Consider the following 11,454-nt stretch of genomic DNA (forward strand, 5'->3'; position numbering starts at 1 on the left):
CCTCCATGTAACCACTTATCCGGTGCGGCTGGGTTTGCCGTTCTCCAGGTGACCGGCGAACCGCCGCCGCCAGGTCGTGCTCCCGTTCAGGGTCAGGCTCACGTCGTACCAGCCGTCGGCGGCCGGGATCGGCACCTCGGTGGACGCACCCGGCGCGACGGCGAATCCCGAACCGTCCTTGATCGTGAAATGGGCGGGCACCAGCCCGGAATTCCTGATCCGCAACACCAGTTCGGGCCGCTCGATGCTGCCGGTCAGCACGGCAGCCACCACCAGATGCGCCGTCTCGGGCCCGCCCGCCGCCGTCACGAGAAATCCGTTGGGCGCGTGCACCGCCAGGTCGTAGCCGCCGCCCTCGAACCGCTCGGTGGCCTCGGCATTCGGCCCCACCACGGTCTGGCGGACCGGAGAACCCTGGCTCTGATACGGATAGGTCTGAAACGGCACGGCCGCACTGCCGCGGTTGCCGTAGTGCACGGTCACCGCGCCCGCGCCCGCCTGCACCCAGGCCACCGGCTGATACGGCAGCGGCCGCGCCTTGGCGTAGCCGGGGTCCTGGAACGGTTGCTGCTGGGCCGAGGAATTCGGCGGCTCGGGCTTGGGCAGTTTGGTCTGGGTCCGATCGGCCTGGCGGCGCAGCTCGTTCGCGTCCGGCAGCAGCGGAATGCTGAGGTCGCGCTCGGTGAAGTCGAAGCAGCTGGTGAGATCGCCGCATACCGCGCGCCGCCACTGCGAGATATTGGGTTCGCGCACCCCCGTCCACGCCTCCAGGAACCGCAGCACCGAGGTGTGGTCGAACACCTGGGAATTCACCCACCCGCCCCGGCTCCACGGCGAGATCACCGTCAGCGGCACCCGCGGCCCGAGCCCGATCGGCACCATCGGCCCCAGCGCCGCCGACAGATCGGCCAGCTCGCTGAACTGCCCCAGCGGCAGCCATTCGTCGGCGGCGCCGGGCGGCGGGGTCGGCGGAACGAGATGGTCGAAGAAGCCGTCGTTCTCGTCGTAGTTGATCAGCACGACCGTGGACTCCCACAGTTTCGGGTTGTCCCACAGCGCCTTCAGCACCCGCTGGGTGTAGACCGCGCCGTCGACCGGGCGCGCCGCCGGGTGCTCGCAGTACCCGTACGGGGCCACCAGCCACGACACCTGCGGCAGCGTGTTGTTCGCGCACGCGGCCACGAACCGCTCGAGCACGCTGTCGACCTCGGTGCCGTCGACGCCGTCGGCGGGCTTCCACCCCTTGGTCACCATCGCGCGCTCGGCCAGCTGGCGCACCGCGGGATCGTCGGAGTCCAGCGCGTCGTGATACTGCTGGAACAACCACAGCGGATTGTCGCCGTAATCACCGAGGAACGGGGCGTTGGTGGTGTCGTCGCCGACCCGGTCGTCGGCGAAAACCTGCCAGCTGATTCCGGCCTGCTGCAGCCGTTCCGGATAGGTCGTCCAGCGATAGACCGGCCGATAGTCGGCGGGATTTCCGGTGGCCGGACCACCCGCCGTGCCGCCGGGGTCGATCGTTCCGGTCCAGTGGTACAGGCGATTCGGCGTGGTCGGCCCCTGCAGCGAACAGAAATAGTGATCGCACAGTGTGAACGCCCCGGCAAGGGCGCGATGGAAGGGAATGTCGGCGTCGGTGAAATAGCCCATGGTCATGCGGGATTTCGCCGGAATCCAGGAGTTGTAGGCGCCGCCCGCCCAGGCGACGTGGGTGGTATGCCAGTCGTGTGCCAGATCGCCCATGTCCTGACCGTCGACGCGACCGGTGTCGACTCGGAAGGGCAGCAGATAGCCCGTGCCGCTGCCCGCGTCGGGCTGTCGGAACACCGGATCGCCGCCGCCGGGCAGCCGCAGCGCGGCGCGGTCGCCGAAGCCGCGCACCCCGGCCATGGTGCCGTAGTAGTGATCGAACGAGCGGTTTTCCTGCATGAGGATGACGACGTGCTCGACCTCGTCGAGGGTGCCGCGCCGCCGCGGTTCGGCCAGTGCGGTGGCCATGTCCTCAGGTATACCCGCCGCGCCCGCCAGTCCGGCGGCCAGCAGCCCGCCCAGCACCATGCGCCGGTTTGCCGTGCCGAAACTGCGACCCATTGTCGAGCTCTCCGATCAGTGCGCCACCCCGCCCAGCATATTTCCGTTCGAAACATACGAAAGCGCTCGCAGTGGCGGCAATTCGATCTCTCGACGCGTACGGGGTCGCCACCGGGAATTCACATCTCGTTCAAAGCGAAGTAGCGACGGTCACGCAGTGGTCATCTCGTCGTCAACGGATCGGACCCGCAGCCGTGCGGGCTGCGGGTCCGATACCAGCGATCGGTCAGCGCACGGTCACCATCAGGGTGTAGGCCTCCCGCTGGCCCTGGGCCCAGGGCTGCTTGGCCACCGGCACCAGGGTCAGCTTGGTGGAGCCCGCCTTGGCGGCGGTGAAGATCCACACCACCGTGCCGGGCGTGCCGGGCATCGGGTTGTTGCCCTGTTTGAACTGCGGCTCACCCTCCTGATGCAGCACGGCCTGATCGAGTTCACCGAGCTCCCAGACGAATCCGGAGGACGGGTCGTCGGGCAGCGCGACCGCGAGCTCCTGCCCGACGGTCAGCTCCTGCGACTGGCCGTTGCCGTCGGTGCCGACGACGACCGGCGCCGAGATCGGCGACGCGATGGTCGGCACGGGACCCGCCGCGGCGGCGGTCGTCGCTCCGGCGGCCAGGGCGGCTCCGAAGGCGATCATCAGTAAAGGTGTACGCACCACAGTCCTTTCATGAGATAAGGGGCGCCCACACCATACCGGCGTCGGCGGCGTCGGTATCCGCGCATCGGCGAAAACCGTTCGACCCCAGCGCATCCGGCGGAAATCAGCCCTTACGCGCCAGTCCGCCGTAGGCGCCCGAGGACTCCGGATGCGCACCCACGTCGGCCGGATGCTCGGGCCGCCACAGCGGCAGATGCACCAGTCCCGGCTCGATCAGCGACCAGTCGTGGAAGTAGGCGGCGATCTGATCCTTGGACCGCAGCACGATCTCGGTGGAGGTGCGGCCCGACAGCTTCTGTGCCTCGAGCACCTCGGTGGGCTGGCCGTCGGCGGTGGCGTGAGTGATCGCCAGATAGCTGCCGGGCACCACGGCCTGCTGCAGCCGCGCGACGCAATCCGCCGGATCGGCCTCGTCGGGCACGAAATGCAGCACACCGAGCAACAACACAGCGACCGGTCGGTCGAGATCGAGCAGCTCGCGCACCTGCGGATCGTCCAGCACATCCTCGGGCGCGGCGACATCGGCCTGCACCACCGCCGCGTTCGGATTGCCGGACAGAATCGCGCGGCTGTGCGCCACCGCGACCGGGTCGATATCGACATAGATCACCCGCGCCGCCGGATTGCGAGCCTGGGCCACCTCGTGCACATTGCCCACCGTCGGGATGCCCGAACCGAGATCGAGGAACTGATCGATGCCCGCGTCGACCAGATAGCGCACGCATCGACGCAGCAGATCCCGGTTGGCGCGCATGGTTTCGGCGACATTCGGGGTGAATGCCTCGATCTGCCGGGCCAGCGTCCGATCGATCTCGAAATTGTGCATGCCGCCGACGAAATAGTCGTATACGCGGGAGGCGCTGGGGCGATCCAGGTCGATGCCCTCGGGCGCCCAACTCGGTCTGGTCATCGGAAACCTCTCTGCGAACCGGCCCGCCGGAAGAGCAAGCATCGCAATCGTATTCGAGCGCCCCCCGAAAATGCCTGCGTTCACAGATGCGCGATCGCCCGGCTACGATCGGATTTCATGGCGTGGGATGGGTCCGATCTCGACGGCCCGCACGCAGAACTGGCCGGGCGGTGGGCGGCGGCGCTCGGCGGCGGTGCGCGCGATCACATCGTGCCGCTCAGCGCGGCAGAGGTGCGGCAGCTGCTGGCGGAACTGGCCGCCGATCTGCTGGCGGCCGCGGCCGCCGACGGCGCGGCGAAGGTGGCCGAGGTGGGCGCGGCCCTGGCGCGGGCGCATTTCGTGGGCGATGAGGTGCTCGGCCGCAGCCTGGCCGTGCTGAGCCGATATTTCGCCGAAACCGGTGTGGCGCCGGGCCGTTCGGCCGAACTGCTCGGTTCGTTCGCCGCCGGATACGTCCGCGCGTTCCGGGCCTGGCTGCTCAGCGAGCAGGAGAGCGTGCGCACCGCCGATATCGCCGCGCGGCGGCTGGTCGAGGAGCAGCTGCGCGCGAGCGAGGCGCGGCTGCGGGCGGTGTTCTCCCAGGCCGGAATCGGCACCGGCCTGTCGGATATGACCGGGCGCATCATCGAGGTGAATTCGGCGTTCGCGCGGATGCTGGGCTATCTGCCCGAGGAGATGGCCCGGCTCGAGGTCACCGACCTCACCCATCCCGAGGATCCGCCCGGCATGTGGGAGCTCTACGCCGGGGTGCTCAGCGGTGCGCACGACAACGTGCAGTTGGAGAAGGCCTATCGCCACCGCGACGGCCATACGGTGTGGACCAACCTCAACGTCTCGCTCATTCGCGACGAGCACGGCGCGCCGCAATACACCCTGGTGCTGGTGGAGGACATCTCCGAACAGCGCGCCCTGCGCGAGCGGCTGCGGTATCGCGCCCACCACGATCCGCTGACCGGCCTGGCCAACCGCTCGCGCTTCTTCGACGCGCTCGCCACCGCCTTCGCCGACCCGGCGGCCCGGGTCGGGCTGTGCTACGTCGATCTGGACCATTTCAAGACCGTCAACGACACCTTCGGCCACTCCCTCGGCGACGAACTGCTGTTTCAGGCCGCGACCCGATTACAGGGCTGCGTGCGCGGACCCGACCACCTGGTCGCGCGCATGGGCGGCGACGAATTCGTCATCCTGATCCCGCGCGCGAGCGGCACGGGTGAGCTGGCCGCGCTCGCGCGCACCGTCCTGGCCGCGTTCGCCCGGCCCTTCGAGATCCAGGGGCACCGCCTGACCGTCACCGCGAGCATCGGCGTCATGCTCGAACAGGCCGGGCTCACCACCACCGACGCGCTGTTGCAGGCCGCCGACACGACGATGTACTGGGCCAAGACCGGTGGCCGCAGCCGCTACGCGGTCTTCGATCCGGACCGCCGCCGCCGCGAACACACCCGCGCCGAACTGACCGCCGCGCTGCCCGCGGCCGTGCGCCGCGGCGAATTCTTCCTCGACTACCAACCCATCGTGACCCTCGCCGACCGGCGGCCCGTCGCCGTGGAAGCGCTGGTGCGCTGGCAGCATCCGGAACTGGGCGTGCTCACTCCCACCCGGTTCATCGAACTGGCCGAGGACGCCGGACATATCGGCGCACTCGGGGCGATGGTGCTGGAGGCAGCCTGCCGCGAGGGACGGCGCTGGCACGACCGGTTCGGGGCGCGCTCACCGGTGGTGAGCGTCAACGTCTCCGCCGCCGAGGTCGCCGATCCGGCGTGGCTGGCCCGCGTGCAGGCGACCATCGCCGAGACCGGCATCGATCCCCGCAGGCTGCAGCTGGAACTGACCGAGCGCGCGTTCATGCACACCACGGGGCGGCCGCTGCAGGCGCTGCGCACACTGGCCGATGCGGGGGTGCGCATCGCCATCGACGACTTCGGCACCGGCTACTCGAATCTGGCCTACCTCGGCCAGTTACCGCTGCACGTGGTGAAACTGGCGGGCCAGTTCATCCATCGCATCCGCTCCTCGAACACCGCCGATCGCGGCGATCTGCTGGTGCTCGAGACCATCGTCGATCTCAGCCACGCCCTCGGGCTGACCGTCACCGCCGAATGCGTCGAGACCCACCACCAGGCAGATCGCCTGCTCGGACTGGGCTGTGACACCGCGCAGGGTTGGCATTTTCACCATCCCATGCCCGCCGATCGGCTCACCGATCTGCTCGCCGGGACCGGTAGTGCGACGAACCTCGGCCCGGCATAGGACACTTGATCACTATGCTCACCGTGTACTACAACCTGTTCCTGCTGTTCTTCGAGAGCGAGCGGCTGCTCGAACAGATCCTCGGGCGCGCGGCCTGAGGCTCAGCCGATGCTGGCCGACAGATCCGGGATCATGCGGAATGCCTGGTCGGCCCAGTTGTTCCAGGCGTGGATGCCGAAGGGCGGGAAGTCGTAGTTCACGTTCTTCGCGCCCAGCGACATCATCCGCACCTGGAAGGCGCGCGTGTTGACCTGGGCCAGCGCCTCGAGACCGATGCCGTTGAGGGTGTTGATGTTCGGCCCGTCGGTCGCGGTCGGGCGGCCGGTGCCAGCCGAGATCCACAGCCGGGTGTTGTTCTGGATCAGCCGCGGCCCGAAGACGAACGGGTCCATGCGCAGCCACTTGGGATCCCACGGCGGGGCCATGGAGTCGACGTTGTAACCACCCGCGTCGAGCATGGCGACCCGGATCGCCTCGCGCATGCCGGGCGCCGAGATGTTCAGATAGCCCGAGAAGGAACCGGCGAAGCTGAACTGATCGGGATGGTAGGCGGCCAGGGTCAGCGCCGCGCTGCCGCCCATCGACAGCCCGAAGATGCCGTTGCGGTTCGGATTGAAGCCCAGCCGGGCCTTCAGCGCATTGCGCAGATCGCGGGTCAAAAACGATTCCCAGTCGTAGCGATAGCTCTTGCCGGGCCCACCCGAGAAGATCTGGGTGGCGCCGGAGCCCGATGTCGAACCGGTGTTGAGGCCCGCGATCGGCGGGATTCCGAAGAAACTCGACGGCGAATTCCAGTCGAGATAGAAGCTGGACTGACCGCCCACCGGCATGACCACATTGATGTTCGCGGCGGCCATTTGACGCGCGACATCGGTCTCGATCTCCCAGCCGTTGAGGTCCTCACGGGCGCGCATACCGTCGAGTGCGTAGACCACCCGGGAGGTATTGCCGTCGGCCGCGCGGAAGATTCGGGACTTGATGGGTCCCATGACCGGGGAATCGACCCAGAAATCGAACCCTTCGGGCGTGAACGCGGCCGAGGCCGTGCCCGCGCCGCCGGTCAGTGCCGCGCCGAGGGGCAGTAGCACGGCCAGGACCAGCGCGAGCAGCCGCCGAGGGGATCGATCATGAATTTGCCGAGGGCGCAACAAACGCATGGAGGGGAGCACCTTTCGTCGACGCGTGTCGCGCGTAGTGTCGCCGAACCGACCGGTCTCCGTTACCGAGGTGTGATGTGCTCCCCACCGCTACGTCCGCGGGAATAACGGACAAACAACTCAGATAGCGCGGTATTCGATCATGGCATTTCCGAATAACCAACGGTCCGAGGGTAACTCGCTCATGAAACGCGAGTCCGGGTGCCGCGCCGGAAATCGGCTCGCGATTTCCGCGGGGTGTTTAGCTGTAGCTTACAGCTTTCGAAACCCCGCACACGCGCGCCCGCGGCAGGCGGCCGCCGCGCGTCAGCGCTTCGGGAACCCGATCACGAACCCGAGCGCGATGATCACGGACCCGACCACGGAAATGGCGACCATACTCCACATGAGGACCCCTTACCCGACTGTGCGACAAGCGGATTCACCCTACAGTGGCACCCGTCACAGCCGCGGCGAAACGGCGATCTTCCTGTGCCCCCGCCATCCACCGGAGCTCAATTCGCCTGGGAATCCTTGAATCTCGCCTCCATCTCCGCGGCGAGCCCCGGCCGCTCGGCCGCCATCTTCTGGACGTAGGCCACCGCGTCGGCGACGGTTCGCAGGCTCGCCAGATCCTCGTCCGCGACCGTCAGGCCGTACCTGTCCTCCAGTTGCACGGCGATCTCCACCAGCGACAGCGAGTCGATGTCCAGATCCTCGACGAAGGACTTCTCCAGCCCCACCTGCGCCGCGTCGATGCCGGTCACCTCCTCGACGATCTCCGCGATAGCGGCGACGATTTCTTCCTGCGTGGTAACCACGAATCACCCTTCCTCGGTGCGATCAATGTCCACAGCACGCTAAGAGCTCCACCCGGGTGGAGATTCAACTCGTTGTGACCGATGACACGTCGGCCGAGCCGGTACGCTGAGGGCTCCATTGGGGCGGAGGCAACAGTCGTGACCGATGACGCGCATGCGAGCGCGCTGGTGAGCATTGGGGAATTGGCGCGCCGCACCGGACTCGCGGTGCGCACGATCCGGTTCTATTGCGACGAGGGCATTGTGGAATCCCGTCGCAGTCCGGGCGGGCATCGGATGTTCGACGCCGCCACCGCCACCGAACGGCTGCTGCTGATCCGGCGGTTGCGCGCACTCGGGCTCGGGCTCGACTCCATCACCGAGGTGCTGCGCGGGGAGCGATCGATCGCCGAGGCCATCGCCGCCGAAAGTGCGCGACTCGATATCGAATTCAGGTCACTGACCTGGCGGCGGGCCGCGTTGCGAGCCGTGGAGACGGCTTCCCCGAGCCAGCGGGACGAGCGGCTCGCGGTGCTGGCCGCCGCGCAGGACGGTGGGGCGGTACACGATTGTCTCGTGGGGTTCTGGCGGCGGGTTCTCGCGCCGATACCTCGCCGCGACGTCGACATCTATGTGCACTGGAATGTTCCGGAGCCGCCCGCGGATCCGTCGGTCGACGAGGTGGTGGCGTATGCGGAATTGGCCGCTCTGGTCGCCGATCCCGAGATGACGGCCGTTGTGCGACAACAGCTCTGGCGGGGTCGGCCGGAGTCGATCCGTGATCGGCCCGGACTGTATGCCGCCGTGGACAACGCACTGACCGATGTGGTGCCGCTGGTCTCGAAGGGTGTGCGGCCGCGCGGCGGCGGTGAACTCGATCGGTTCGTCACCGCTCATGCCCGTGCGCGCGGGGAACGGGACTCCGCGCGCTTCCGCAAGCACCTGCTGGCCGACGCGACCGACACCGACCACCGTATTCATCGCTACTGGGCGCTGACCGCGCAGTTCCTCGGAACCCGGGTCACCGTGGGGCGCGCCCACCACTGGCTCTACGACGCACTGACCCAGTCGATCCGGGTCACGGACCGGCGGTCGGGGTGACCGGGGTCGCCCCCCGCGCCGCGTCGCGGCGTTGCTCGGCGCGATGGGCGAGGGCGTCGACGATGCGTTGCCACGCCGGGGCCGCCTGGGCGATACGAGATACGACCAGCCGCACGTTTCGGGGGTGGCTGTCGCGTTCGTGTTCGATCTCCCAGGCATCCAGGTCGTCGATGAGCCCCGCCAGGCGCGGATCGCCGGGATCCATCCAGACCAGACCCGCCACGTCCCACGGAAACAACTGCGCGAACCGATGGGCGTACAGGCCACCGAGCGAATGGGCCGCGAGAACGTAAGGGCCAGCGATGTTCTGTGCCCGCAGCAGCTGCCGCAGTTCCCCGGCCACCGCCGCCGCGGTACGCGGCAACGGGAGCCGATCGCTGTAGCCGGTACCCCCACGGTCGTACACCACAGCGGTGGTGAATCGCGAAACCCCCTGCTGGACACCGAAATAATCCAAACCCACCGCACTCGCGCCCGGCAGAAACACCACCGCCGGTCCGCCACCTCCCGCCCGATGCACGAAAACGCGCCGCCTCTCGACCTCCTGAAACCCTCCGACCGGCGGCACGAACCGCGCCGAGGAAATACTGTCCTGCGTCATAGGGCAATCCTGCGACCCTGACGCAGCGTCAAGGTCAACTCCCACTTCCCCTCCCCAGCTTCTTCCGACGCAAGTCGCCATTCCCTGCGCTTACGACGCTATCGGCTTACATGTCTAGATGCGCATATAAACGTAACACTCTATTGCAGCGAGGATTTGCCCGTGCGGTGGGATCGTTCACCGGCCGCCAACGCTGCGTGGCTCCAGGCTTATCGCTCTGGCACGCATCCACTACTCGATGACGGATCACGGTGCGGATTTCTTGTTGAGACGGCTTCCATTCCGATAGGCTCCCGTGTCCGGGTCCGGCCACCCCTTCTTCGAGCCGCCTCGGGCGAGCTGGCACAGTCCGACTACCTTCCGTTTATCGTCCACAATCCGCGATGAAATCGACTACCTCGGACGCTAGTTGATCCCATGACGGGATCTCGCTGTTCGGGTGTACGGTTCGCGACAACAAGGCGCGAGCCGCCGCGGCAGCCTCGTTCACTTCCCAGGTGAGGCATGCCCCGGTCCGATGAGCTGCCCAATGCGAGGTGACCGCACAGTCGACCAGCGCTCCGGTTTTCGCCAGGGTCATCACCACCCACCGTTCGGGCGCATTCGTCCCGACGACTCGCCGCGTTCCGGCGAGTCCGCTGCAGTCTGCGACCGTTCGCTCTCACTCAGCGCCGCATCGGCCAGCCTTTCCATCCTTGTAGGTAGGCGAGGAGGCGATCGGCACACTGCACATATTCTTCGACTCCTGGGAATCTCATCAGAATCTTGTCCTTCTCGGACCATGCAAGTATTGCCGTCTCGAGGCGGACGATCATCCGCCGATTGCCGTATTTCGCCTAAACGGGCTCGGCAGCCGATTGGTCTTTGGGTCAACCGCAGCGGTAAGCCTCGCGTTGCCTCCGGAGGCATACCTTCACAAGTCCACTATCTGGCCACCACCGCGAACACTGCCTAGGCCGCGAACTCCGGCTGGGCGTCCACAGCCGCGCTGTTACCCACTACCCGCGCCAGCAGGTGGGCGAGGGCCGCCGCGACCGACTCGGGCTGTTCGAGGATGACCGAATGCCCGGCGCCCTCGATGAGCACGAGCTCGGAATGGGCGGCGGCGGCCATGGTCACCGAGTGGGAGGGTGGGGTCATCAGGTCGGCGGAGCCGCACAGGGCCAGGGTGGGGATGGGGGTGAGGAGGGGGAGCACGGCGGTGCGGTTGTAGGTCGTGAAGGTGCTCAGGAAGCTCGCCATCGTGACGATCGAGGTCTGGTTGTGCATGGCGTTGTTCAGGGCGAGCACGCGGGGGCTGACCGCGCGGTCGCCGTATTCGGCGGCGCGGACGATGGGGGCGAATATCTTGCACGCCAGCAGCTTCGCGCGCTGGGTCCAACGCGGGGCGAGGCGGACGGCCGCTTGGAAGAGGGAGATCAGCGGGTTGCGCAGCAGACGGCCGAAGCCCGCCTCGGCGAGGTTGCTCGCGGCGGTCGCGATGAGGGCGACACCGACGATGCGGGCGCCGATCTCGTGCGGATGCTGTCCGGCGTAGGTCAGCGCGGTCATGCCGCCCATGGAGTGGCCGACGAGGACGATCGGTCCGGTGGGAGCCACGGCGGCGAGCACGTCACGCAGGTCGTGGCCGAGTTGCTCGAGGTGGTAGGTCTCGCGCGGCGCGGCAGCCGAATTGCCGTGGCCACGATGGTCGTAGGACACGAACCGAACATCGGGACAGCGGCGCCGCAGCGCGTCGAGGACGTAGGTCCAGGATTCGCCGCGCTGACAGTGCCCGTGCAGGAGTACCACCGTGAGCGCCGCGTCGCGGGGGCCGTATTGCCGAACCGACAGTGCCACAACGTCTTTCGCCTGGACCACGGCACGGCTCTGCGAGGCGGCGGCGGTGGTGCGGGAGGTCGGCATCG

9 protein-coding genes are annotated in these 11,454 nt (G+C 67.7%); 2 read left to right on the plus strand and 7 right to left on the minus strand.

Annotated elements, in window-relative coordinates:
• Positions 1–15: 15 nt before the first annotated feature.
• The 3 genes from NDR87_RS35205 to NDR87_RS35215 all read right to left on the minus strand — a co-directional run bounded on the left by NDR87_RS35205 (position 16) and on the right by NDR87_RS35215 (position 3,659).
• A complete protein-coding gene (locus NDR87_RS35205) occupies positions 16–2,091 on the minus strand; it encodes a phosphocholine-specific phospholipase C (protein WP_251918307.1) in 2,076 nt (691 codons plus the stop codon).
• A 226-nt stretch (positions 2,092–2,317) separates the two neighbouring features.
• The gene (locus NDR87_RS35210) at positions 2,318–2,728 is read right to left on the minus strand and encodes a protease inhibitor I42 family protein (RefSeq protein WP_251918309.1); all 411 of its coding nucleotides are present in this window, start codon (positions 2,726–2,728) and stop codon (positions 2,318–2,320) included.
• A gap of 124 nt (positions 2,729–2,852) precedes the next feature.
• Positions 2,853–3,659, minus strand: a complete 807-nt coding sequence (locus NDR87_RS35215; RefSeq protein WP_251918311.1) for an SAM-dependent methyltransferase — start codon at positions 3,657–3,659, stop codon at positions 2,853–2,855.
• Between the two features lie 117 nt (positions 3,660–3,776).
• Between NDR87_RS35215 and NDR87_RS35220 the strand changes: the two genes are divergently transcribed.
• A complete protein-coding gene (locus NDR87_RS35220) occupies positions 3,777–5,909 on the plus strand; it encodes a bifunctional diguanylate cyclase/phosphodiesterase (RefSeq protein WP_251918313.1) in 2,133 nt (710 codons plus the stop codon).
• Positions 5,910–6,010: 101 nt separating this feature from the next.
• On the opposite strand, the gene NDR87_RS35225 is transcribed toward NDR87_RS35220, so the two are convergent.
• Positions 6,011–7,066 (minus strand): alpha/beta hydrolase family protein, encoded by a 1,056-nt coding sequence (locus NDR87_RS35225; protein ID WP_251918315.1) that lies wholly within the window; start codon positions 7,064–7,066, stop codon positions 6,011–6,013.
• 494 nt (positions 7,067–7,560) lie between these two features.
• On the minus strand, positions 7,561–7,866 hold the full coding sequence (gene acpM / locus NDR87_RS35230; protein ID WP_251918317.1) for a meromycolate extension acyl carrier protein AcpM: 306 nt from the start codon (positions 7,864–7,866) through the stop codon (positions 7,561–7,563).
• A gap of 138 nt (positions 7,867–8,004) precedes the next feature.
• Between acpM and NDR87_RS35235 the strand changes: the two genes are divergently transcribed.
• Entirely contained in the window at positions 8,005–8,946 is a 942-nt protein-coding gene (locus NDR87_RS35235; protein ID WP_251918319.1) for a MerR family transcriptional regulator, read from the plus strand.
• On the opposite strand, the gene NDR87_RS35240 is transcribed toward NDR87_RS35235, so the two are convergent.
• Positions 8,924–9,547 carry an alpha/beta fold hydrolase gene (locus NDR87_RS35240; RefSeq protein WP_251918320.1) on the minus strand — a complete coding sequence of 208 codons (624 nt, stop codon included), beginning with the start codon at positions 9,545–9,547 and terminating at the stop codon, positions 8,924–8,926. The genes NDR87_RS35235 and NDR87_RS35240 overlap by 23 nt on opposite strands.
• Before the next feature lie 951 nt (positions 9,548–10,498).
• Positions 10,499–11,452, minus strand: a complete 954-nt coding sequence (locus NDR87_RS35245) for an alpha/beta fold hydrolase (RefSeq protein WP_251918322.1) — start codon at positions 11,450–11,452, stop codon at positions 10,499–10,501.
• Positions 11,453–11,454: the final 2 nt, after the last annotated feature.

This window comes from Nocardia sp. CDC159 (assembly GCF_023740735.1).
Lineage (GTDB): Bacteria > Actinomycetota > Actinomycetes > Mycobacteriales > Mycobacteriaceae > Nocardia > Nocardia pulmonis.

What these genes read in the sequence shown, in the direction of transcription:
- NDR87_RS35215 (WP_251918311.1), bottom strand. Translation starts at nt 3,659, where the DNA reads ATGACCAGACCGAGTTGGGCGCCCGAGGGCATCGACCTGGATCGCCCC.
- NDR87_RS35245 (WP_251918322.1), bottom strand. Translation starts at nt 11,452, where the DNA reads ATGCCGACCTCCCGCACCACCGCCGCCGCCTCGCAGAGCCGTGCCGTG.
- NDR87_RS35240 (WP_251918320.1), bottom strand. Translation starts at nt 9,547, where the DNA reads ATGACGCAGGACAGTATTTCCTCGGCGCGGTTCGTGCCGCCGGTCGGA.
- NDR87_RS35225 (WP_251918315.1), bottom strand. Translation starts at nt 7,066, where the DNA reads ATGCGTTTGTTGCGCCCTCGGCAAATTCATGATCGATCCCCTCGGCGG.
- NDR87_RS35205 (WP_251918307.1), bottom strand. Translation starts at nt 2,091, where the DNA reads ATGGGTCGCAGTTTCGGCACGGCAAACCGGCGCATGGTGCTGGGCGGG.
- NDR87_RS35210 (WP_251918309.1), bottom strand. Translation starts at nt 2,728, where the DNA reads ATGATCGCCTTCGGAGCCGCCCTGGCCGCCGGAGCGACGACCGCCGCC.
- NDR87_RS35220 (WP_251918313.1), top strand. Translation starts at nt 3,777, where the DNA reads ATGGCGTGGGATGGGTCCGATCTCGACGGCCCGCACGCAGAACTGGCC.